Genomic DNA, 21,595 nt, shown 5'->3' on the forward strand with positions numbered 1-21,595 from the left:
GTAAATGGGAGCGCTCCCACCGCGACCGCTCCCGTCCCTGCCCCCGCACCCTTCCGAAAAGGGAGATCCGTACGTGACGCACGTGACGCACGAGACACGCAAGGGAAAGCGGCACAAGCGGCGGCGCACCGCCGTGGCCGCAGCCACCGCCACCACCCTCCTCTTCGGCCTGGCCGGCCTCCTCGGCTCCGCGCCGACGGCGGCCGCGGCCGAGGCCCACGTCGACAACCCGTTCGCCGGCGCCTCCTTCTACGTCAACCCGGACTACGCCCGCCTGGTCGACGGCTCCATCGCGCAGACCAGCGACACGGCGCTCAAGGCCAAGATGGAGAAGGTCAAGACCTATCCGACCGCCGTCTGGCTGGACCGCATCGCCGCCATCCACGGCGGCGAGGTCAACGCGGGCCGCAAGAGCCTCGCCGACCACCTCGACCTGGCCCTCGCCCAGAAGAAGCCCGGCCAGCCGCTCGTCGCCACGTTCGTCGTGTACGACCTCCCGGGCCGCGACTGCGCCGCCCTCGCCTCCAACGGTGAACTTCCCCTCACCGCCGCGGGCCTGGCGCGCTACAAGACCGAGTACATCGACGCCATCGCCTCGGTCTTCGCCAACCCCAAGTACCAGGACATCCGCATCGCCACCGTCATCGAGCCGGACGGCCTGCCCAACCTGGTCACCAACCTCGCCGACCCCGAGTGCGCCCAGGCCAAGAGCAGCGGCATCCAGGTCGACGCCATCCGGTACGCCCTGAACAAGCTGCACGCCATCCCGAACGTCTACACGTACATGGACTTCGCCCACTCAGGCTGGCTCGGCTGGGACACCAACCTCTCCCAGACCACCCAGCTGTACACGGACGTCGTCAAGGGCACGACGGCCGGTCTGGCGAGCGTGGACGGCCTGATCACCAACGTCTCCAACTACACGCCGCTCGCGGAGCCGTTCCTCACCGACCCGAACAAGACGGTCGGCGGCAACATGATCAAGTCGGGCAAGTACTACGAGTGGAACCCGAACTTCGACGAGTCCGACTTCACCAAGGCGATCCACAGCGCCCTGGTCTCCCAGGGCTGGCCGGCCTCCACCGGCATGGTCGTCGACACCTCCCGCAACGGCTGGGGCGGCGCCGCACGGCCGACCGCGGAGTCCACGAGCACCGTCCTCGACACGTACGTCACCCAGTCCAAGGTCGACCGCCGCACGCACCGCGGCCTGTGGTGCAACGTGAACGGCGCCGGCATGGGCCAACCGCCGCAGGCCTCGCCCGCCGGCTACCCGGACTCGCACCTCGACGCGTTCCTCTGGATCAAGCCGCCGGGGGAGTCGGACGGCGCGAGCAAGGACATCCCGAACGACGAGGGCAAGCGTCCGGACCCGATGTGCAACCCGGCCTACACGGCGCCCAACGCGGGCAACAACCCCACCGGCGCCATGCCCGACGCACCGCTGGCCGGCCACTGGTTCCACAACCAGTTCGCGATGCTCGTCCAGAACGCCCACCCGGCCGTCGGCGGCGGTGACACGCCTCCTCCCGTCGACACCACCGCTCCCACGGCGCCGACCGGCCTGACCAGCCCGGCGAAGACCTCGTCCTCCGTGACGCTGTCGTGGACGGCGTCGACCGACAACGTGGGTGTGAGCGGGTACGACGTGTACCGGGGCGGTACGAAGGTGAACGCGGCCCCGGTGACGGGGACGACGTACACCGACACGGGGCTCGCGGCCTCGACGGCGTACAGCTACACCGTGCGGGCGCGTGACGCGGCCGGCAACGTGTCGACGCCGTCAGCGGCGCTGACCGTCACCACCTCGGCGGGCGGCGGCGACCCCACGCCCACGGGCGGGGTGAAGGTCCGCTACAAGAACAACGACGCGTCGGCGACGGACAACGCCATCCGGCCCTCGCTTCAGCTGGCCAACACCGGCACCTCGGCCGTGGACCTGAGCAAGGTGTCGCTGCGCTACTACTTCACGCGTGACGGCTCCGCCTCCGTCAACGCCTACTGCGACTACGCGGCGGTCGGCTGCTCGCAGGTGAAGCTGCGGGTCGTGCCGCTGCCGGCTCCCGTGGCGGGTGCGGACGCGTACCTGGAGGTGACCTTCGCGGCGGGCTCGCTGGCCGCAGGGCGGGACACCGGTGACATCCAGCTGCGGATGGCCAAGTCGGACTGGTCGAACTTCAACGAGGCCAACGACTACAGCCGGTCGACGGTGACCGCGTACGCCGACGCGCCCGCGATCCCGGCGTACACCGGCACCGCCCTCGCCTGGGGCGCGCCCCCGGCCTGAACCCCACCCACTCCTGTCCGCCCCGCCTTGTCGGACATGCCGGGCCGGGCGGACAGGCCTCACCCACCCCCTCGCTCATCCCTCACTCACTGAACAGGCGGAGCGAGCGGCCGGCCGTACCCACGGGGGGACGGCCGGCCGTCGTCGTGCACGTCGCTCTCGGCGTCGGGCGGCTCCCTGCACCGCCGCGCCCGCTTCGGAAGGGGCGGGGGGGACGGATACCGATGGATGCCGACGAATGCCGAGGTCAGTGGGAGCGCTCCCAGTTCTGGGCTGCCGCTGGACTGCAGAAGCCCCCTGTGGCTCTGGCGAGACAGTGCGACGCATGCATTGACGTGAGCCGCTCGAGTCTCCACAGTGGTGGCCGAGGGCGGGAGCGCTCCCAAAACCTGCCGCCCTCACCTCTGGGCGGCGTGACGGCCGGGAACCGCCGAACCCGTACGCCGCGCCGCCCTCCCCATCCGCCCAGGAGGCACCCCCATGCGCCCAGCCGTCGTCCGCGGTTCCGCACTCCGCGGACCCGCCGTCCAGTTAGTCCTGGTGGCGTCCCTCGCCCTCGCCCTCGTCGTCGCGGCGATCGCCGTACAGCTCGGCGTCTCCCGCCCGGCCACCGCCGCGGCCGGGCAGACCACGGCCGTCAGCGGCGGCCCCGACACCTTCATGCAGGCGCTCCCGACCGGGGGCCCCTCGCAGTACACGACCCCGCTGGAGCGCTGCCACACCAGCCCGAGCTACCCGCTCTCCGGCCGCAACCCGATCCTGGACGAGCCGCTCACCAGGTCCTTCACGTCCAACGTGCCGCTGTCCGTGAGCGTCCGCGCCGACAGCACCACCGGCTACGGGGTGCGCGAGCTGGTCTTCACCAACCGCTCCGGCAAGCCGATCCATCTGGACTGCGGCGTCCTGGTCTTCCTCGCCCCGTCCGGCTCGGACCAGCACCACTACGCGGCCTCGCAGGCCTTCGGACACCCGCAGCAGGACTTCGTCGAGGTCAAGCGGGGCGACGGGACCTCGTACTACATCGCCCGCCTCGGCTTCCACGACGTACCGCTGGCCCAGCGCGGCATCGAGCCCGGTCACACCTGGACGTACAAGCTCGGCGGACCCAACCAGGGCGCCGTCAGCCTGGAGACCACGCGCGACTCGATCCGCTTCACCGCGGACCTCGCCGTCTCCTCCAACACCGAGCTGGTGAAGAAGTACGGCACCACCCGGTACGCCAACTGAGCCCTGCCGCGACCCTGCCGCAACGGACTCCGCCGCGAAAGACCCTCACCCACCAGGCCGCGCGACCGGGGCGCCGACCCCGGTCGCGCGGCCGCCGGCTCAGCGGAAGGCGCGCCCGCCCCATGCACCGACCCGACCACCCGAGCCGCCCATGGCGGCGACGCCTGGCCCCGGTGGCCGTCGCGGCCGCCCTCCTCGCCGCCATGTGGGTCAGCCGCGCGCAGGACACCGCGACGACGGGTCCGGTGACCGGGACGGCGACCGGCAGCGGGGCCGACGAGCAAGCCGCCCGGGCCGCGGCGCAGAGCCACCTCGGCCTGCTCTCCGGTGGCGACTGGTCCGGCGCCTGGGCCGACTTCAGCCGCGACGCGCGGGAGCGCGTACCGCGCGACACCTACGTCCGCGTGCACCGGGCCTGCCACCCGCTGCTCGCCGTCCCCCTCCAGGTGGTGCGCGCCGTCCCCGCCGGCGCCCGCACCGTCGAGGCCCACTGGGAGGGCGGCGGCACGTCGGGCTCCCTGCGCATGCGGTACGAGGACGGCCGCTGGCGCGTCGCGATGACGCCCGACCAGCTCGCCCCGTACGCCCGGGGCGCCGACACCGCGATCGCCGGCCTGCGCCGGAACGGGCGGTGCGGAGGCGGGGTCAGGCCGACGCCCGCCGCACCAGTTCCGTCCGCAGGATGACGTGCCGCCAGGCGGTCCCGGCCCCGGCCCCCGCCGCGGCGCCGCGCTCGTCGATGCTCTCCATCAGGACCCGGGTCATGGCCCGCCCCATCTCCTCCACCGGCTGGCGCACCGTCGTCAGCCGGGGATCGGTGTGCTGCGCGATCGGCGAGTCGTCGAACCCGACCACGGCCACGTCCTCCGGAACCCGCCGCCCCGCCGCCCGCAGCACCTGCAGGGCGCCCGCCGCCATGACGTCCGACGCCGCGAAGATGGCGTCGAGCCCGGGGTGGCGCTCCAGCAGCTCCCGCGTCGCCCGGCGCCCGCTCTCCTCGGTGAAGTCGCCCCGCGCCGTCCAGGCCGGGTCCGGCTCGCGGCCGAACACCTCCCGCATCTCCTCCTGGTAGCCGCGCAGCCGGCACCGGGCCCCGTACATGTCGAGCGGCCCGGCGATCGTGGCGATGGCACGTCGCCCCGAGCCCGCCAGGTGGCGCACGGCCGCCCGGGCGCCACCGACGTTGTCCGAGTCGACATACGACACCGACTCGTCGCTGCGCCGCCGCCCGCTGAGCACCGTCGGCACGTCCAACTCCGCCAGCAGGTCCGGCAGCGGCTCGTCGTCGTGCACCGACACCAGGAGCACCCCGTCGACCCGCCCGGCGCGCGCGTACTGGACGAAACGCTGCCGCTCCTTGTCGCCGCGTACCAGCGTCAGCAGCAACTGCATCTCGGTGTCCGCCAGCCCGGCCGTGACGCCGTGCACGATGTCCGAGAAGAACGGCTCGGTGAAGAACCGCCGCGCGCTCTCCGCGATGACCAGGGCCACCGCGTCGCTCCGACTCCCCGCCAGGGCCCGGGCGGCCCGGTTCGGTACGTAGCCGAGCCGGTCGATCGCCTGCTGCACCAGCACCCGGGTGGTCTCCTTGACCCCCGGCGCGTTGTTGACGACCCGCGACACCGTGCCCCGCCCCACACCGGCGAGCGCGGCCACCTCTTCCAGCGTGGGCGGGGCCGAGCGTCCGTTCGCCGCCATCGCATGACCTCCAGGGATCGGTCGGGGCCGAGAGTCGATCAGGGGTTCATCGAAGCACCGGACACGCCCGCGCCGCACCGGTTGATCTCATGTGTTACACGTCGTAAACCTGGACCGGCCCCCGCGCGGCGACAATCGGGCCACCCCCGCACGCCCGCACTCCCGCCCCCGCCCCGTCCGCTCCGACCTCCCGCGAGGAGTCCCATGCCGGCAGCACAGGCCGTCGACCGCTACTTCCGTATCAGCGAGCGCGGATCGAGCGTGGCGCGCGAGATCCGCGGCGGGTTCGCCACGTTCTTCACCATGGCGTACATCCTCGTCCTCAACCCGCTGATCCTGGGCAGTACCGAGGACAGGTTCGGCACCCAGCTGTCCACCGGCCAGCTCGTCACCGCGACCGCGCTGGTGGCGGCCGTGATGACGGTGGCCATGGGGCTCGGCGGCAACCTGCCGCTCGCGCTCGCCGCCGGGCTCGGGCTCAACGCGGTCGTGGCGTACCAGCTGGCGCCGCTGATGAGCTGGGACGACGCGATGGGGCTGGTGGTCCTGGAGGGCATCCTCATCTGCGTCCTCGTCGTCACCGGGCTGCGCGAGGCGGTGATGCACGCCATCCCCAAGCAGCTCAAGCAGGCCATCAGCGTCGGCATCGGCATGTTCATCGCGTTCATCGGCTTCATCGACGCGGGCTTCGCCACCCGCATCCCCGGCGAGACGGGGTCCGTGCCCGTGCAACTCGGTGCCACCGGGCAGCTCTCGGGGTGGCCCGTCCTGGTCTTCTGCCTCGGTGTGTTGCTCACCATCGCGCTGATGGCACGCGGGATGCGCGGCGCGATCCTCGTCTCCATCGTCACCATGACGGCCGTCGCGATCGTCATCGACGAACTCGCCGACATCGAGCCGCTCGCCTGGGGCCTGACCGTCCCGTCGTTCCCGGACCGCATCGCCGCCCTCCCCGACTTCGGACTCGTCGGCTCCTTCAGCCTGTTCGGCGCGTTCGAACAGGTCGGGGCGGTGACGCTGGTGCTGCTGGTCTTCACGCTGCTGCTGAGCGACTTCTTCGACACCATGGGCACGGTCGTCGGCGTCTCCAGCGAGGCCGGGCTCCTCGACGAGCGGGGCAGGGTGCCGAACCTCGGCCGGGTGCTGCTCATCGACGGCGCGGCGGCGGTCGCGGGCGGCGTGGCGTCCGCCTCCTCCAGCACCTCCTACATCGAGTCGGCCGCGGGTGTCGGCGAGGGCGCCCGTACGGGCTTCGCCTCGCTCGTCACCGGCGCGCTGTTCGGGCTCGCGCTCTTCCTCACGCCCCTCGCCACGGTCGTCCCCGCCCAGGCAGCCGCCCCCGCCCTGGTCGCCGTCGGCTTCCTGCTGATGGCGCAGGTGCGGCACATCGACTGGCAGTCGTACGAGATCGCGATCCCGGCGTTCCTGACGATCGCCGTCATGCCGTTCACGTACTCCATCACCAACGGCATCGGCGCGGGCTTCCTCGCCTACGTCACCCTCAAGGCGGCTCTGGGCAAGGCCCGTGAGGTCCACCCGCTGCTGTGGGGCGCGGCGGCGCTGTTCGCGGTCTACTTCGCCATCGACCCGATCGAGCAGCTGCTCGGCGCGTAGCGGAGCCCCGTGCGGTCCGTTCCGCCTCAGCCCTGCGTCTGCCTCAGCCGCGTTGTGTCTCAGCCGCCCGTGGCCAGGGCGGCGACCCGGTCGGAGACCGCGAACTCCGTCGCGCACTCCGGGCAGGTCGCCCGCCCGAAGAGGTACGTCACGCCCCGCGCGACCCCGGCCTGCCCGGCCTCGCTCGCCATCCGGTGCAGCCGCTGTGCGATGCCCGTCAGCTCCGACGGGGCGGCGGGGTGCGTCTCGGCCTCCTCGTCCTCGGAGTGGTCACCGAAGATGACGAAGGGCATCGCCCCGCACGCGGGGCATTCGACCTCGAACTCCTCGGTGAACAGCCCCTCCAGCGAGTCCGACCAGACCGGTACGCCCTCGAACGCCAGCAGGCACTGCGTGAAGTAGACGAAGGTGCTCGCGTCCTCCGCCGGGCAGGCCGCCAGGCACTCCCGTGCCATCGGCAGCAGCTCGGCGATCTCGCCGGCGTACCGGGCCCGGCGCTCCTCGTCGGCGGCGGAGGCGATCAGCCCGGCCATCAGCACCGCCTGCTCGCGGTCGCCGGGGGCGCGGCCCGCCGCGATGGCCGCGAGGAACGGCAGAGCGGCGAAGCTGTCCTCGTAGACGCTGCCCTGGTGGCAGAGGTCGTTCCAGAGGTCGTTCCAGACCGCGTCGTCGTGGTCCCCGCCGAGCAGGGCGAACCGGTGTGTCATGCCGCCGCATTCTGCCGCGCCCGGCCCTCGTACCGGAGCGCGGCCCCCGTCACCACCGCGCCGAGGCCCTCCCACAGGCCCACGGCCAGGAAGCCGTCCGGGGCGCGGCCGGTGAGGACCGCCACGGTGAAGACCGCGCAGGTGAGGAGCCGGAACGGCACCGTCCACCGGAAGAAGGGCTTCCAGTCGGCGAGGGACGCCAGGACGTAGTAGACGCCCATGTTGAGCGCCGCCATCGAGGAGGCGGTCAGGAACGTCAGGGTGTGGTCGCCGTCCGCGCGCCGGGCGCTCGGTATGGCCTCGAAGCCCATGACGGCGAGCAGGGCGTCCGGAGCGGCCAGCCCGAGGACGCCGAGCACGGCGGCGCAGAGGCCGAAGACCGCCATGGTCCAGCCGGAGAGGGAGCGGGGGACGGTTCGGTGCAGCGCACGCACGAGGGCCTCCAGAGGCAGGGTGGTGCCCCCTGCATACCGTGTGCCGGACAGCGGCCCGCGCCCGGGGCGGTGAACACCCGCCCCGCCCGCTACGTCAGCGCCGCCTCCATCATCGCCCGCGCCACCGGCGCCGCCAGGCCGTTGCCGCTGACCTCCGCGCGGCGGGCGTCCGAGTCCTCCACCAGGACCGCGACCGCGACCTCCTCGCCCGTCTTCGCGTCCTTGGCGTACGAGGTGAACCAGGCGTACGGCTTCTTGCTGTTGTCCACGCCCCGCTGGGCCGTGCCCGTCTTGCCGCCGACCTCCGCGCCGTCGATCCGGGCGTTGTCGCCCGTCCCCTTCTCGACGACCGTGACCATCGCGCTGCGCAGCTGCTCGGCGGTGGCGGACGACACGATCCGGCGCGCGTCCATGTCGTCGTACGACGCGAGGGTGTCGCCGTCCCCGTCCACGACGCGGGAGACCATGTGCGGGGACTCCAGCACACCGTCATGGGCAATGACCGCCGACACCATCGCCATCTGCAGCGGCGTGGCCGTCACGTCGAACTGGCCGATGCCCGTCAGCGCCGTCTGCGACGGGTTCAGGCCGGTCGGGTAGACGCTCGGGTACGCCCGCACCGGGACGTCCAGCTCCTTGTCGTTGAAGCCGAACTTCTCCGCCATGGCTCGCACCTTGTCCTGCCCCAGGTCGACGGCCAGCTTTCCGAAGACGTTGTTGCAGGAGTACTGCAGCGCGGTGCGCAGGGAGGCGTTCTCGCAGGGGGCCGACGGGTTCTCGTTCTCCAGCGGTGTGACCGTGCCCGGCATCGTGTACGGGTCCGGGCTCCGCGTCGGCTCGTCGACCGACCCGTACAGCCCGTCCTCCAGCGCCGCCGCCGCGACGACCAGCTTGAACGTGGAGCCCGGCGCCACCGGCTGCCGTATCGCCCGGTTCACCAGCGGTTTGTCCTCGTCGGTGGTCAGCTTCTTCCAGGCGTCACCGTCCGCCGACCCGGCGATCGCCGACGGGTCGTACGACGGGGTGCTGACCATGCCCAGGATCCGCCCGGTCTTCGGGTCGATGGCGACGGCCGCGCCCTTGATGTCGCCCAGCGCCTCGTAACCGGCCTTCTGCACCGCCGGATCGATGGTCGTCAGCACGTCACCCGGCTTGGTGGGCTCGCCGGTGAGCGCGTCGAGCGGATTCTTCAGCCGGGGGTCGGTGCCGTGGAGGACGTCCTGGTGGATGCCCTCCAGCTGGGTGGCGCCGTACGCCTGCGAGCCGTACCCGGTGACCGCCGCGTACAGCTCGCCGTCGGTGTAGGTGCGCTGGTAGCGCAGGTCGCCGCCGTCCGTCCGCTTCGATCCGGTGACCGGCGAACCGGCCACGACGATGTTCCCGAGCGGGTGGGCGTACTGCTCCATGACGTTCCGCCGGTTGTTCGTGTGGTCCGCGAGCGCCTTCGCCTCGTACGCCTGCACCCACGTCGCCCGCAGCAGCAGGCAGAGCACCAGCAGGAGGGAGAAGACCGCGGCTCTTCTGATCGTCTTGTTCATCCCGTCGAGGAGGACGAACGGGACGGCGCGAGGCGTTCCGGGAGGACGGGTTTCTCAGGGAATCCTCATCCGGGCTGCTCGGCGGGGACGATGAAGCCCGACTCGTACGCCGCGATCACCGCCTGCGTACGGTCCCGCGTCCCCGTCTTCGCCAGCACCGCCGCCACGTGCGTCTTCACCGTCGCCGGGCCGACACCGATCCGTCCCGCGATCTCCGCGTTCGTCAGGCCCCTCGCCATCAGCCGCAGCACGTCCGCCTCCCGGTCGGTCAGCCGCGCCGCCCACGGCGGGGCGGCCGCGCGCGCCCTCGGGCCGTACGCCGCCGCGAGGCCCCGCAGCGCCGACGGGAACAGCAGCGAGTCGCCGCGCGCCACCAGCCGCACCGCGCCGACCAGCTCCTCGACCGCCGCCCGCTTCAACAGGAACCCGGCGGCCCCGGCGCGCAGCGCGTCGTACACGTACGCGTCGTTCTCGAAGGTCGTCACGACCACGATCCGCGGCGCGGCCTCCCCCATCGAGGCCACCAGCCGCTCGGTGGCGCGGATGCCGTCGATGCCGGGCATCCGCACGTCCATCAGCACCACGTCGGGGCGCAGCTCGCGCACGACCGTCACCGCCTCGGCGCCGTCCGACGCCTCCCCGACCACCTCCAGGTCCGGTTCGGCGCCCAGGACGACACGCAGGGCGGTGCGCACCATCCGCTCGTCGTCCGCCAGCACGACACGGATCACGGGCGGGATCGCGGGCCCGGTCACCGGCCGGCCCCCGTCAGCGGCAGCTGCGCGGACAGCCGCCACACGCCCCTGTCCGGGACGGGATGTCCGCCGGCCCGGCCGCCCAGCAGCCGGGCCCGGTCGGCGACGCCCCGCAGGCCGTGGCCGCCGCCGGGGCGGGCGACGGCGGGTGTGGCGGGCAGCGGATTCTCCATGGTGATCTCCAACTCCTCCTCCGTGACGGCGATGCGCACCGACACCGCCGCCCCGGCGGCATGCCGGGCGGCGTTCGTCAGCCCCTCCTGCACGATCCGGTACGCCTCGCGCGACACCGGCTCCGGTACGCCGCCGAGATCGGCGCCGCCCTCCACGGCGAGCGCCACCGCGACGCCCGCCGCCGAGACCAGCCCGTCCAGCGCCTCCAGACCGGGGCGGGGGCCGGGCAAAGCCTCCGTGTCGTCCTCGCCCTGCCGCAACAAGCCCAGTACGGCGTCGAGTTCGCCGACCGTGCGCCGCGTGGTCTCCTCGATCGCGGCCAGCGCCTCCCGTACGAACGCGGGGTCGGCGTCCAGGACCCGGCGCGCCGCCCCGGCCTGGAGCGTGACCGCGCTCAACGCGTGGCCCACCGAGTCGTGCAGCTCGCGCGCGAGCCGGTTGCGTACGGCCAGCTCGGCGGCGCGCCGTTCCGCCGCCGCGAGCCGGTCCGCGGGCGTCGGCCCCAGTAGCCGCGGCGCCTGCCGGGCCAGCAGCGCCCCGGCGCCGGCGGCCGCGGCCACGAGGGCGACGAGCGACAGCAGCCCGGCGGGCGGCCCGCCCCACACCAGCCACGCCTGGTCCAGCGACCAGGAGGAGGCGACCGCCGACGCGCGCAGCGACTCCGAGAACGGCAGCAGCATCAGCGTGACCGCGAACGGCGGCAGCGCCAGCGTCGCCCCGCTGACCAGCGCGCCCAGGCCCGCGTGGAGCGTGAACCAGCCGGCCGTGCGCCGGCGCGCCGCCCACGACCTCGCCGGGCCGTCCGCGTACCGCTCCGGCGCCACCCCGCACAGGCTCCGCGCCGCCGCGACCGAGAGCGGCCGGGCGAGCGGGAAGAGCGCCGTGACCGCGGCGAGCGGCAAGGCGACCGCGTACGCCGCGAACTGTGCGGCCACGGAGGCGCCGAACAGGCCACCGGCCGGGTCGACGAACGGCCCGACGACGACCGTGCCCACGAGCCAGTACGGCATCAACAGGGCGCCGCCCAGGATGAGGTGGAGCCAGCGCAGTCGCGCCCGGCGCCCCGGCAGCCCGGCCCGCAGCGCGGATCGGAGCGCGGACCGGAGCGAGGTCCGGACGCCGGTCGTGCCGGTCGTGCCGGTCGTGCCGGTCACGCGGCACGCCGCCGGAGGCAGGCGGCCAGGCAGCAGGCGAGCAGGATCCCCGTGATCATCTCGCCAGCGTAGGTCAGCGTCATGAGCGCGGTGGGCGCGTTCGACGGATCGTCCAGCGGCATCAGCAGCGTGAGCAGCAGGTACCCGCCCCAGCAGCCGACCGCGCCCGACCCGACCCACGCCGCGACCAGCGGTACCTTCGGCGCCCGCGAACGGCTCCGGCCCGCGCCGTACACCAGCGCCAGCACGCCGGCCACGGCGACGACGGCGAACAGCGCGCGCACGCCCTCCAGGGCGTAGAAGTCCGACGAGCGCTCGGCGATCCGGCGCGCGGACAGCCCGGCCGTCGAGCCGGTCGCCCACATCAGGTGCACCGCGCACACCGCCGCCAGCGGCACCGACGCGGCCACCGCGACGATCCGCGCCCACGGCGCGGCCGGCCCGGCCGCCGGGGCCCGCCACACGCGCCCCCAGCGGTCCCGCGCGTAGAGCGCGAACAGTGCGCCGAGCGCGAGGCCCTGCACGATGAAGCCGCTGTACACCACCCCGAAGACCCACTCGTCGAGGAAGGGCTCCTTCGGTACCGGGGCGGAGTCCCCCCGGCTCAGCAGCTGGACCGGGAAGCCGACCATGATCGGGGCCAGCAGGCCGGTCGCCGCCCACATCGGGAAGGCGAGCAGCCAGGCCCGTACGCGCAGGCCCCAGCCCTGGGTCAGCAGCAGCGCCAGCACGATGACCGCCCCGTCCATCAGCACCGTCACGCCGTTGACGGCGGCCATCAGGACCCGGTCCTCCAGCAGCACGCTGCCGTCCGGGATGCCGACGCGGCTCCCGGCCATCCAGGCGGCCTTGAGGCCGAGGTAGGGCACGCAGGAGACGACGGCGAGGGCGCGCAGCACCCGGCGGGCGGTACCGGGGCCGGCGGTGCGCGGGCGGTGCGGCGTGCCCCTGCGGTCGGACGCGGGGGCGGGCGTGCGGAGTGGGGTCTTCGTCATGCCTCCACCCTCCCGGCCGCACCGCCCCGCACGCCTCCTGCCCACCGGTGAACCGCCTCCGCCGTACGGCGGAGAAAGGCCCATCCCCCAGGGGGAGCCGGTCAGGGAGCCGGTCAGAGCCTCCGGGTCGCCAGCGTCAGCCGGTCGCGGGCGTCGAACAGCGCGTCCTTGATCATCTGCTCGTGCGCCGGGGTCAGCCGGGCCACCGGTACCGAGCAGCTGATCGCGTCACGCGCCGGGGTGCGGTACGGGATGGCGACGCCGAAGCAGCGCAGGCCGAGCGTGTTCTCCTCGCGGTCCACGGCGTACCCCTGCTCGCGGATGACGTGCAGCTCCGCGATGAGCTTCTCGCGGTCCGTGACGGTGTGCTCGGTGAGGGCGGGCAGCGTCTCGGGGAGCAGCTTGCGCACCTGCTCGTCGCTGTGGGTGGCGAGCAGCGCCTTGCCGAGGGAGGTGGAGTGGGCCGGCAGCCGGCGCCCGACCCGGGTGAAGGGCCGCAGGTAGTGCTGGGACTGGCGGGTGGCGAGGTAGACGACGTTGGTGCCGTCGAGCCGGGCCAGGTGGATGGTCTCCGTGGTGTCGTCGGAGAGCCGGTCGAGGGTGGGCCGGGCGGCGGCCACCACCTCGTCGCCGTCGATGTACGACGTGCCGACCAGCAGCGCGCGCACACCGATGCCGTAGCGCGTGCCGGTCGCGTCGGTCTCCACCCAGCCGAGCTCCACCAGCGTGCGCAGCAGCATGTACAGGCTGGACTTGGGGTAGCCGACGGCCTCCTGGACGGCGGCGAGGGAGTGCATGCCGGGGCTGCCGGCGAAGTACTCGAGCAGTTCCACCGTGCGGACGGCGGACTTGACCTGCGCTCCGCCGGATTCGGTAGCCGACATTCGACCTCGCCCCTCTTGTGACACGCCACGCCCGTCAATAGAGTCCCATTCAGAATCAGGAACGCTGTTCAGAATACCGAACAACTCCGCAGGGTGGAAAGGACGTCGTGGTGTCAGCAGCACAAGTCTGGAGCGTCGACCCCCGCACCGGGAAGCGACGGGAGCAGGTTGCGGTGGAGGCCACAGCCGCCGACGTCGACAGCGCCGTGCGCGCCGCCCACGCCGCCCGGGGCTCGCTCGCCGACCGCACGGTGCGCGCCGCCTTCCTGCGGACGGCCGCCGACCGCCTCGACGCCGCCCAGGACCGGCTCATCGCCGCCGCCGACGCCGAGACCGCGCTCGGCACCGCCCGCCTCACCGGTGAACTCGCCCGCACGCGCTACCAGTTGCGCGCGTTCGCGGACCTCGTCGACGAGGGGGCCTTCCTGGACGTGATCATCGACCACCCGGACGACACCGCCACCCCGCCCGTCCCGGACCTGCGCCGCTACAAGGTGCCGCTGGGCGTCGTCGCCGTGTACTCCGCCTCCAACTTCCCCTTCGCCTTCTCCGTGCCCGGCGGCGACACCGCCAGCGCGCTCGCCGCCGGCTGCCCCGTCGTCGTCAAGGCCCACCCCGACCACCCGGCCACCTCCGAGCTGGCCGCCGAGGTGCTGCGCGGCGCCGCCGCCGAGCACTCCCTCCCGAAAACGGTCGTCGGCCTGGTCCACGGCTTCGAGGCGGGCGTCGAGCTGGTCCGCCACCCGCTGGTCGCGGCGGCCGGCTTCACCGGTTCGGTACGCGGCGGCCGGGCGCTCTTCGACGCGGCCGCCGCCCGTCCCGTACCCATCCCCTTCCACGGCGAACTCGGCTCCCTCAACCCCGTCGTGGTCACGGAGGCCGCCGCCGCCGAGCGCGCCGAGCAGATCGGCACCGGGCTCGCCGGGTCGATGACGCTCGGCGTCGGGCAGTTCTGCGTCAAGCCCGGCCTGGTGCTCGCCCCGGCCGGCCCGGCCGGCGACCACCTGGTGAAGTCGCTCGCCGACGCCGTCTCCACGGTCGACGAGGGCGTCCTCCTCGACCACCGGATGCGCGACCACTTCGTCGCGGGCGTCACCGAACGCGCCGCCCTGCCGGACGTGGAGGCGCCCGTCACGCCGGGCGCCGGCGGCGAACACACCGTCCGCCCCGGGTTCCTGACCGTACCGGCCGCCCGGCTCGCCGCCGAGGGCCCGCACGACCTGCTCCTGGAGGAGTGCTTCGGGCCCGTCACGGTCGTCGCCCGGTACGAGGACGGCGACGAGGTCACCTCGGTCCTGTCGCGGCTCCCCGGCAACCTCACCGCCACCGTGCACCTCTCCTCCGAGGAAGCGGACGGCGCGGGCGACGGCGCCGCGATCCTCGCCGAACTCACCCCGCTCGCCGGCCGGGTGCTCGTCAACGGCTGGCCCACGGGCGTCGCCGTCGCCCCCGCCCAGCACCACGGCGGGCCCTACCCGGCCACCACCTCGACCTCCACCTCCGTCGGCGCCACCGCGATCGAGCGCTGGCTGCGCCCGGTCACCTACCAGTCGACGCCGGAGGCGCTGCTGCCGCCGGAGCTGCGGGACGACAACCCGCTGGGCCTGCCGCGCCGGGTGGACGGCCGCCGGGAGGGCTGAGGCCGCTCGGCCGGCCGGCACCGCCCACCGGCGGAGCCCGGCCGGCCGAGCCGCGTGGCCGCCAGCGCGGTCACCGCGAGCAGCGCCGCGCTCACCACCAGGCTGACCCGCATGCCGTCCACGAAGCCGCCCGCGGAACCGGCGCCGGAACCGGCGGCGAGCTCCCCACCCGCGACCAGCGAGCCGAACACCGCGATGCTCAGCCCGCCCGCCGTCTGCCGCGCCGCGTTCAGCAGCCCGGCCGCCGTGCCCGCCCGCTCCGCCGGAACCGCCTCCATCATGGCGGCGATCAGCGGCGGCAGCGCGAAACCGCAGCCCAGGGCGAAGGGCACCAACGACACGGCGAGCAGGGGGAGGGGCGTGGACCCGTCCACGTACAGCAGGAGCGACAGGCCGACGACCGCCAGGACCTGGCCGGTGACGATCGGCAGGCGCGGGCCCCGGCGGGCGGCGACCTTCGCGGAGAACACGTTCACGAACGCCAACAGGCCCGTCATCGGCAGGAACATCAGCCCCGCCGCCAGCGCGGACAGGTGCAGCACCTGCTGGAAGTACAGGCTGAGGACGAAGACGATGCCGTAGAACGCGACGCTCACGGCCGACCCGGCGGCGACGCACACCGCCACCGTGGTCGACCGGAACAGGCCCAGCGGCACCACCGGATGCGGGTGCCGCGCCTCGACCAGCAGGAACGCCGCGAACGACGCCCCCGCGACCCCCAGCGCCCACCAGCCCGCGGCCCCGCCCTCGATCGCCGCGAACGTCAGCGCGCCGAGTGCCAGCGTCGCCGTGAGCTGCCCCGGTACGTCGAGTGGCGCCGGGCGCGGCCGCGAGCGGGCCACGCGGCGCAGCAGCACCAGGGCGAGCAGTCCCAGCGGCACATTGACGAAGAAGATCCAGCGCCAGCTCCACGCACTGGTCAGCGCCCCTCCCGCGACCGGCCCGAGGGCCATCGCGACCGTGCCGCCCGCCGCCCACAGCGACACCGCGCGGCCCCGCCGCTCCGGATCGGCGTACGCCTCGCGCACCAGCGCCAGCGACGCGGGCAGCATCACGGCGGCCGCGAGGCCCTGGACGGCCCGGGCGGCGATGAGCGACGGCAGTCCGGGCGCCAGGCCGCAGGCCGCCGAGGCGAGCGTGAAGACCACGACGCCCCAGGCGTACGCCCGGCTCGCGCCGATCCGGTCGGCGAGCGCGCCGGTGGACAGCAGCAGCGCGGCGAACGCCAGCGTGTAGGCGTCCATCACCCACTGAAGCCCCGTCATCCCGGTGCCCAGGTCACCGCCCATGGCGGGCAGGGCGACATTGACCACGGAGGTGTCGAGGGTGATCAGGGCGAACCCGAGCAGCGCGGCGGCCAGCGCGCGTGCGGGCCCCGCGGGCGCGGTCCTCGCGGGCGGGCTTGCGGGGGGAAGGGTACGTACGAAGGGGCTTTCCGTGTCCATGCCGTACACCTTCGCGATCTTCGCGGCCGTACAGTAGCGGCCTGATTGCCACACCTCCGGAGGATCTGGCCATGCAGCCCGCCCAGCCTGTGCGGCGTCCGCTCCGCGTCGCCGTCATCGCGGTGGCGCCCGCGTCGATGTTCAACCTCGCCATCCCCGAGATGCTGTTCGGGAACGTCGCGTTCGACGACGGGCCCGGGTACGAGACGGTGATCTGCACCCCGGACCCCGGCCCGGTCACCACCAGCGGCGGCCTCGACCTGTACGTGCCGCGCGGCCTGGAGGCGGTGGAGGACGCGGACACCGTCATCGTCGCGGGCACCGGCTCCCGCGAGAACCCCGATCCCCGGGTGATGGACGCGCTCCGGCGTGCCGCCGCCGCGGGCACGCGCATCGCGTCCATCTGCTCGGGCGCGTTCGTCCTCGCGGCCGCCGGTCTCCTCGACGGCCGCGCCGCGACGACGTACTGGCGGCTGTCGCGCGAGCTCGCCGAGCGGTTCCCCGCCGTGGACCTCCGCGGGGACGTGCTCTTCGTCGACGAGGACGGCGTCGCGACGTCGTCCGGGTACGCGGCCGGCATCGACCTGTGCCTGCACCTGATCCGCACCGACTACGGCGCCGCCGTCGCCAACGAGGTCGCCCGGCTCGCGCTCGTCGCACCCGTGCGCCCGGGCGGCCAGACCCAGTTCACCCTGACCCCGCTGCCGCCCGAGCGCGGCGCCACCTGCGCCGACACCCGCGGCTGGGCCATGCGGCACCTGGACCGGCCGCTCACCCTCACCGACCTGGCCCGGCACGCGGGCGTCAGCGTCCGCACCCTCACCCGGCGCTTCCACGCCGAGAGCGGTGTCAGCCCGCTGCAGTGGCTGCTGCACCAGCGCATCGAGCGCGCCAAGGAGCTGCTGGAGACCACCGAACTCCCCATGGACCAGGTCGCCCGCGCCTGCGGCCTCGGCACCGCCGACTCGCTGCGCAAGCACCTGGTCCGCCGCACCGGCCTCACCCCGAGCGCCTACCGCGCCACCTTCAGCCACCTCGCGACCGGGGACCGCGCGCCCGCGTCCTCGGCAGCGTGACCGGTCAGTGCCCGCCCCGGGGCTCCACGCAGCCGCCCTCCACGTACGGCCCGTGCACCTCGACGGAGAGCGGCGGCCCCACCCGGCCGCTGACGCAGGGCCCGGCGCCGGGCACGAACACCGCGAAGCCGAGTCCGGCGCCGGAGCCGTACGTCTGCACGTCGTCCGCCGTGTACCCGAGCGTCTCCAGCGCCGCCCGCAGCTCGGCCTCGGTGCGTACGCCGTCGACGCCCCCGCCGATGCGCTCGGCATGTGCGCGTCCCCGGCACGCGGCCCGGGCGCTGAGCGGAAGCTGCTGCTTGAAGGCGTGGTTCTCCGCGTACTTCCGCGCCTCGGGGCTGAGCGGCTCCCTGCTCGTGGACGCGCTGGGGGAGGGGCTCGCCGAGAGCCCGGCGCACCGGGTGGCGAGGCCCGGGAACAGCCGGTCGTGCCGGGCGGCGGGGCCCTCGGAGCCGGCGGAGGGTGACGACGGACTCGCCACGGCGCCACCGCCGGACCCGCCCGCGCCCCCGGCCCCGGTGACGCGCTCGGTCCCGCACCCGGCGGCCAGCAGCGACAGACAGACGGCACCGGCGGCGCCCAGCAGACGTATCGGTCTCACGCGGGTCGATCTCACGCGGGACGACTCCCTTTCCCCTCGAGGCACACGGGGCGGACGCCCGGTCACGGCTCGGCGTGATGCCGTGAGCCTTCCCACCAAGCGGGCGGGACCCGGCGGGCGGGAACCTCGAAGACGAGTTCACGACCGTCCTCCTCGTCCCACTGCTCCCCGACCTCGACGAAGCCGAAGCCCGCGATCGTGGCCAGGGACGCCACGTTATCGGGACTGATCGTCGCCCGCACCGTCGTGACCGCGGATTCGGCCGCCGCCCGGCGGAGCAACTCGATCAGCGTGGACCGGGCGTACCCCTGGCGCCGGAATGCGGGAGCGACGGAGTAGCCGATCTCCACCATGCCGGCCTCGTCGGGCGGTCCGTGGAACCCGGCATGTCCGACGACGAGACCCTCCTCGCCGACGACCGCCTGTCGCACCATCCACCGCGCCCGCCCGGGATCGGCGGCCATCTGGTCGAGCCGGAACCGCCAGAGCCACCGCGCCCTGTCGGTCAGGAAGTACTCGGTCAGCGGAACCCCGGCCACCCTGCCGGCTTCGGACAGGTCACCGTCGAGCAGAGCGGACATCGCCCCGCCGGACAGCTCGACGAAACGTACGCACTTCGGGCTCCGCGTGGGCGGTCCCCCACCATCGGCTGCATCTGTCACCCACGCATGCTCGCCGACGACCCGCAGGTCGTCCAGCCAAAATCACCACCGCCCGGCGCAGCAGCAGGGGCGTGCTCCGGCTCACACCGCCCGCTCCCCTGGAATGAGCCGCTACCCGGGGGCGTTCAGGTGCTGGGCGGAGGTGGCCTCCGCACCGTACCGCCTGGTGCGCGTGATGACCTCGGAGGAAGAGAACAAGATGCGCGTCGAAATCTGGAGCGACATCGCCTGCGCGTGAACCAACGGAACCCCAGGTTATCGCAGGGGCGTTGACCTGCGGGGATGAACGCACGAAAGCCCCGCCCACGCGGCCCGAGGGCGACCGCATGGACGGGGCGTAGAGGGTCCTACAGGGCAGCGCTCAGGGTCTCGCAGACCTCGGCGCTCGTCGGCCGGTCGGCAGGCGAGCGGCTGAGCATGTGAGGGATGAGCGACCCCAGCACCCCCGGCACGTTCACCGGTCGGTGGGGGCCCGCCACGATGGCTTGCCGCTGGACCTCGCGGGGTGCGTCGTCCGGGTAGGCGACGTGGCGCCACCCGGTCGCGCTGATGAACAGTGCCGCTCCCAGCGCGTACACGTCGGCTTCCCGCGTCGGCGTGGCCGTGCCCGCCTCCAGGACGCTCGCGGAGATCTCCGGCGCTTCGTAGTGGACGAGACATCCCCGATACGGGAAGTCATAGCGACGGGGAACCTTGCCGACGCCCTGAGCGAGGGCGAGATCAATCAGGAACGTTCCGGCGGAACGCCCGATGATGAAGTGAGCCGGCTGAACGTCCCCGTGGACCCAACCCTTCTCGTGCATGGCTGCCAGGGCGACGGCGCACGACAGTGCTTCGCCGATATCCGGTGTGGGCGCGTCCGTCGCGATTCGGTGCGGCTCCCATAGCTCGTAAAGGCTGTCGCCCTTCCGCCACGGCTGAGCGCTCCATGTGCCGCGTTCCCATTCCCCGCTGAGGATGCGTTCCTGGGTGAGCTGTCGGAGAATCGCAGCTTCGCGGGCGGGGGCAAGTGCGGTCCACGCGTGGGTCTTGGTGGGATAGCCCACCTTCACCGCGTACGGGCCAAGGTCCGTCTTGACCTCCCAGACGGTGGACCCCCGCCGGTTGAGAACGAGCCGCTTGTTCCCGGGATTCAGGAGCAGCAACGCGCCCTCGGGCGGTTCGTAGGGTCCTTCGGAACTCATGCGTTCACCTCCAACGGCGGAGCCGACCCCCGAACGTCGGGAGTCGGCTCCGCTCACTTCACGGGCCGGAGAGTACCGGCGGTCAGACAGCCCGGTAGTCGCGCCCGCAGTCCGAGTCGCACTGCGCAGCGTTCTCACCGTTCACGGTCCACAGGTCGTCCATGACCATGAACCCGTTCGCCTTGAGCGCGTGGGCCGTCGCCTGGACCTCCTCCAGGACCCGGCCCCCGCCGCCGGGGCGCGGGTTGTGCTCCAGGAAGCGGCCCGCGTGCTTGTGGCAGAACTCGCGGTAGTCGGCGGTGTGCAGGATGAACGCGTGAAGCGCTCCGTCCACGTCGTCGCTCGGGACCATCTTCACCGTGGCCGTGCCGACCGTGGCGAGGAACGCGAGCGCCTGATCCGTGGCACGCTCCGCCTTCGCCTGGTCGTAGCCGAAGTGCGTCACGGTGAACTCGGCGATGCTGTCGAACAGCGCCGAGTCGACCAGCGCGCGGCCGGTGCGAAGGTCATTTGCGGTAGCCGTCATGGCTGTTTCCTCCTGTTGGATGTGGAGTACTGCACTTGCACCCGACCGTCCTTGCCGTCACTCGACGGACGGGAGTGGTGCCCGCTCTCCTCCCGGACGGAAGACGGGGGAACCTCCGGTGTGAGTTCACGGGAGGAGAGCGGAGTTCGTGGGTTGCGCTGTGAGCCGGCCGCCTACGCGGCGAGCCCCGCACAGCGCGTGCGGTGGAGCTTGGCGAGGGCGGCAAGCTGGCGCTTCTCGCGGTCGGTGGCGGGGCGCACCCGGGTCCAGGGGGACGACCAGGCGTAGCCAGTCGGCCGGATGAGGCGAACGATCCCGCCGGGTGCGAACCCGGCGACGACGCCCACCATGTCGTGCGAGGACTCGTACACCTTGAGCCCGACAACGAGACCGGTGTTCCCGTACGGCTTGGGCCGACGGTTCACCAGGCCCGGGGTCCGTACTCGCGGCTGCGCCGATTCGCTTCCGCCACGCGTTCCGTAAGCGCGTCCGACTGCCGCGCCGGGGACATCTCTGCCGGGTCGGCTTCCCATTCCCTACCCCCATTCAGCGGGCGAAGCTGGTAACGCGGGCCGACGTGGCCCATCACGCGCCCCACACGGCCCGTTCTCGTGTCCTGGACGACTTCTCCCGGCTCCCACACCCGCGGGTGCTCGCGCGGGCTCTCAGGTGTGTTCACGGCGCCCCCTTCCGCTCCAACCCGTCACGCACCCGGAGCAGTACGGGCCGCGTGGGCGACACGTAGCCGCTCCGGGGCACCCACTCCGGCGCGAGTCGCCAGAACCCGCCCGCCTGTATCAGGGCGGCCAACTCGTCCACGTCTTCGGTCTCGCGGGCGGGCTTGTGATCCATGTCCGGGGTCCTTCGCTGTGGCGTCGTCCCTTGCGGTGATCTCTGCTCGCACTAGGCAACCGCGCGACTACGCCCAGCGGTACCGTTGCAACAGGGACAGGACTTAAGAGCTTTAAGCGGCTTCACAGCGCGGGGAGTTGAG

Annotated in this window: 21 protein-coding genes; 6 read left to right on the forward strand and 15 right to left on the reverse strand. The window is 73.2% G+C overall.

Annotated elements, in window-relative coordinates:
• Window positions 1-73: 73 nt before the first annotated feature.
• From ACZ42X_RS22995 to ACZ42X_RS23005, 3 genes are all read left to right on the forward strand, one after another.
• Window positions 74-2,287, forward strand: coding sequence for a glycoside hydrolase family 6 protein (locus tag ACZ42X_RS22995; protein ID WP_468293093.1), 2,214 nt, complete (start codon window positions 74-76; stop codon window positions 2,285-2,287).
• Between the two features lie 480 nt (window positions 2,288-2,767).
• Entirely contained in the window at window positions 2,768-3,514 is a 747-nt protein-coding gene (locus tag ACZ42X_RS23000; protein WP_468293096.1) for a hypothetical protein, read from the forward strand.
• 122 nt (window positions 3,515-3,636) lie between these two features.
• On the forward strand, window positions 3,637-4,200 hold the full coding sequence (locus ACZ42X_RS23005) for a hypothetical protein (RefSeq protein WP_468293099.1): 564 nt from the start codon (window positions 3,637-3,639) through the stop codon (window positions 4,198-4,200).
• On the opposite strand, the gene ACZ42X_RS23010 is transcribed toward ACZ42X_RS23005, so the two are convergent.
• On the reverse strand, window positions 4,160-5,212 hold the full coding sequence (locus tag ACZ42X_RS23010; RefSeq protein ID WP_468293102.1) for a LacI family DNA-binding transcriptional regulator: 1,053 nt from the start codon (window positions 5,210-5,212) through the stop codon (window positions 4,160-4,162). The two genes, ACZ42X_RS23005 and ACZ42X_RS23010, sit on opposite strands and share 41 nt — an antisense overlap.
• 204 nt (window positions 5,213-5,416) lie before the next feature.
• Between ACZ42X_RS23010 and ACZ42X_RS23015 the strand changes: the two genes are divergently transcribed.
• Window positions 5,417-6,826 (forward strand): NCS2 family permease, encoded by a 1,410-nt coding sequence (locus tag ACZ42X_RS23015; RefSeq protein ID WP_468293104.1) that lies wholly within the window; start codon window positions 5,417-5,419, stop codon window positions 6,824-6,826.
• A 59-nt stretch (window positions 6,827-6,885) separates the two neighbouring features.
• Here the strand turns inward: ACZ42X_RS23015 and ACZ42X_RS23020 are convergent, their stop codons facing one another.
• From ACZ42X_RS23020 to ACZ42X_RS23050, 7 genes are all read right to left on the reverse strand, one after another.
• Window positions 6,886-7,533 (reverse strand): hypothetical protein, encoded by a 648-nt coding sequence (locus ACZ42X_RS23020; protein WP_468293107.1) that lies wholly within the window; start codon window positions 7,531-7,533, stop codon window positions 6,886-6,888.
• Entirely contained in the window at window positions 7,530-7,919 is a 390-nt protein-coding gene (locus ACZ42X_RS23025) for a hypothetical protein (RefSeq protein ID WP_468293435.1), read from the reverse strand. The genes ACZ42X_RS23020 and ACZ42X_RS23025 overlap by 4 nt, the downstream gene beginning before the upstream one ends.
• A 137-nt stretch (window positions 7,920-8,056) precedes the next feature.
• Window positions 8,057-9,505 carry a peptidoglycan D,D-transpeptidase FtsI family protein gene (locus tag ACZ42X_RS23030; protein ID WP_468293110.1) on the reverse strand — a complete coding sequence of 483 codons (1,449 nt, stop codon included), beginning with the start codon at window positions 9,503-9,505 and terminating at the stop codon, window positions 8,057-8,059.
• A 65-nt stretch (window positions 9,506-9,570) separates the two neighbouring features.
• Window positions 9,571-10,233, reverse strand: coding sequence for a response regulator transcription factor (locus ACZ42X_RS23035; RefSeq protein ID WP_468293438.1), 663 nt, complete (start codon window positions 10,231-10,233; stop codon window positions 9,571-9,573).
• A 23-nt stretch (window positions 10,234-10,256) separates the two neighbouring features.
• A complete protein-coding gene (locus tag ACZ42X_RS23040) occupies window positions 10,257-11,516 on the reverse strand; it encodes a sensor histidine kinase (RefSeq protein ID WP_468293442.1) in 1,260 nt (419 codons plus the stop codon).
• A gap of 68 nt (window positions 11,517-11,584) precedes the next feature.
• A complete protein-coding gene (locus ACZ42X_RS23045; RefSeq protein WP_468293113.1) occupies window positions 11,585-12,583 on the reverse strand; it encodes a hypothetical protein in 999 nt (332 codons plus the stop codon).
• Window positions 12,584-12,696: 113 nt separating this feature from the next.
• Window positions 12,697-13,467: an IclR family transcriptional regulator gene (locus ACZ42X_RS23050; protein WP_468293116.1), complete on the reverse strand. Its 771-nt coding sequence runs from the start codon at window positions 13,465-13,467 to the stop codon at window positions 12,697-12,699.
• Window positions 13,468-13,577: 110 nt separating this feature from the next.
• On the opposite strand from ACZ42X_RS23050, the gene ACZ42X_RS23055 reads away from it, so the two are divergent.
• Window positions 13,578-15,107 carry an aldehyde dehydrogenase (NADP(+)) gene (locus ACZ42X_RS23055; protein ID WP_468293119.1) on the forward strand — a complete coding sequence of 510 codons (1,530 nt, stop codon included), beginning with the start codon at window positions 13,578-13,580 and terminating at the stop codon, window positions 15,105-15,107.
• Here ACZ42X_RS23055 and ACZ42X_RS23060 read toward each other — a convergent pair.
• The gene (locus ACZ42X_RS23060; protein WP_468293122.1) at window positions 15,011-16,552 is read right to left on the reverse strand and encodes an MFS transporter; all 1,542 of its coding nucleotides are present in this window, start codon (window positions 16,550-16,552) and stop codon (window positions 15,011-15,013) included. The two genes, ACZ42X_RS23055 and ACZ42X_RS23060, sit on opposite strands and share 97 nt — an antisense overlap.
• A 71-nt stretch (window positions 16,553-16,623) precedes the next feature.
• On the opposite strand from ACZ42X_RS23060, the gene ACZ42X_RS23065 reads away from it, so the two are divergent.
• Window positions 16,624-17,628: a GlxA family transcriptional regulator gene (locus tag ACZ42X_RS23065; protein ID WP_468293125.1), complete on the forward strand. Its 1,005-nt coding sequence runs from the start codon at window positions 16,624-16,626 to the stop codon at window positions 17,626-17,628.
• A gap of 4 nt (window positions 17,629-17,632) precedes the next feature.
• Here the strand turns inward: ACZ42X_RS23065 and ACZ42X_RS23070 are convergent, their stop codons facing one another.
• The 6 genes from ACZ42X_RS23070 to ACZ42X_RS23095 form a co-directional block, all read right to left on the reverse strand.
• The gene (locus ACZ42X_RS23070; RefSeq protein WP_468293128.1) at window positions 17,633-18,229 is read right to left on the reverse strand and encodes a hypothetical protein; all 597 of its coding nucleotides are present in this window, start codon (window positions 18,227-18,229) and stop codon (window positions 17,633-17,635) included.
• 62 nt (window positions 18,230-18,291) lie between these two features.
• The gene (locus tag ACZ42X_RS23075) at window positions 18,292-18,810 is read right to left on the reverse strand and encodes a GNAT family N-acetyltransferase (RefSeq protein ID WP_468293445.1); all 519 of its coding nucleotides are present in this window, start codon (window positions 18,808-18,810) and stop codon (window positions 18,292-18,294) included.
• Window positions 18,811-19,238: 428 nt separating this feature from the next.
• Complete coding sequence (locus ACZ42X_RS23080) at window positions 19,239-20,075, reverse strand: protein kinase domain-containing protein (RefSeq protein WP_468293131.1); 837 nt, start codon at window positions 20,073-20,075, stop codon at window positions 19,239-19,241.
• An 82-nt stretch (window positions 20,076-20,157) separates the two neighbouring features.
• Window positions 20,158-20,601 (reverse strand): glycine-rich domain-containing protein, encoded by a 444-nt coding sequence (locus ACZ42X_RS23085; protein WP_468293134.1) that lies wholly within the window; start codon window positions 20,599-20,601, stop codon window positions 20,158-20,160.
• A 173-nt stretch (window positions 20,602-20,774) separates the two neighbouring features.
• Window positions 20,775-21,026 (reverse strand): hypothetical protein, encoded by a 252-nt coding sequence (locus tag ACZ42X_RS23090; protein ID WP_356691648.1) that lies wholly within the window; start codon window positions 21,024-21,026, stop codon window positions 20,775-20,777.
• A 250-nt stretch (window positions 21,027-21,276) separates the two neighbouring features.
• Window positions 21,277-21,453 (reverse strand): hypothetical protein, encoded by a 177-nt coding sequence (locus tag ACZ42X_RS23095; protein ID WP_468293137.1) that lies wholly within the window; start codon window positions 21,451-21,453, stop codon window positions 21,277-21,279.
• Between the last annotated feature and the right edge of the window lie 142 nt (window positions 21,454-21,595).

Source organism: Streptomyces sp. NPDC030862, assembly GCF_055571835.1.

Coding starts and splice junctions, on each gene's coding strand:
- ACZ42X_RS23000 (WP_468293096.1), top strand. CDS start 2,768: ATGCGCCCAGCCGTCGTCCGCGGTTCCGCACTCCGCGGACCCGCCGTC.
- ACZ42X_RS23005 (WP_468293099.1), top strand. CDS start 3,637: ATGCACCGACCCGACCACCCGAGCCGCCCATGGCGGCGACGCCTGGCC.
- ACZ42X_RS23010 (WP_468293102.1), bottom strand. CDS start 5,212: ATGGCGGCGAACGGACGCTCGGCCCCGCCCACGCTGGAAGAGGTGGCC.
- ACZ42X_RS23015 (WP_468293104.1), top strand. CDS start 5,417: ATGCCGGCAGCACAGGCCGTCGACCGCTACTTCCGTATCAGCGAGCGC.
- ACZ42X_RS23020 (WP_468293107.1), bottom strand. CDS start 7,533: ATGACACACCGGTTCGCCCTGCTCGGCGGGGACCACGACGACGCGGTC.
- ACZ42X_RS23025 (WP_468293435.1), bottom strand. CDS start 7,919: ATGGCGGTCTTCGGCCTCTGCGCCGCCGTGCTCGGCGTCCTCGGGCTG.
- ACZ42X_RS23030 (WP_468293110.1), bottom strand. CDS start 9,505: ATGAACAAGACGATCAGAAGAGCCGCGGTCTTCTCCCTCCTGCTGGTG.
- ACZ42X_RS23045 (WP_468293113.1), bottom strand. CDS start 12,583: ATGACGAAGACCCCACTCCGCACGCCCGCCCCCGCGTCCGACCGCAGG.
- ACZ42X_RS23050 (WP_468293116.1), bottom strand. CDS start 13,467: ATGTCGGCTACCGAATCCGGCGGAGCGCAGGTCAAGTCCGCCGTCCGC.
- ACZ42X_RS23060 (WP_468293122.1), bottom strand. CDS start 16,552: ATGGACACGGAAAGCCCCTTCGTACGTACCCTTCCCCCCGCAAGCCCG.
- ACZ42X_RS23065 (WP_468293125.1), top strand. CDS start 16,624: ATGCAGCCCGCCCAGCCTGTGCGGCGTCCGCTCCGCGTCGCCGTCATC.
- ACZ42X_RS23075 (WP_468293445.1), bottom strand. CDS start 18,810: ATGTCCGCTCTGCTCGACGGTGACCTGTCCGAAGCCGGCAGGGTGGCC.
- ACZ42X_RS23080 (WP_468293131.1), bottom strand. CDS start 20,075: ATGAGTTCCGAAGGACCCTACGAACCGCCCGAGGGCGCGTTGCTGCTC.
- ACZ42X_RS23085 (WP_468293134.1), bottom strand. CDS start 20,601: ATGACGGCTACCGCAAATGACCTTCGCACCGGCCGCGCGCTGGTCGAC.
- ACZ42X_RS23095 (WP_468293137.1), bottom strand. CDS start 21,453: ATGGATCACAAGCCCGCCCGCGAGACCGAAGACGTGGACGAGTTGGCC.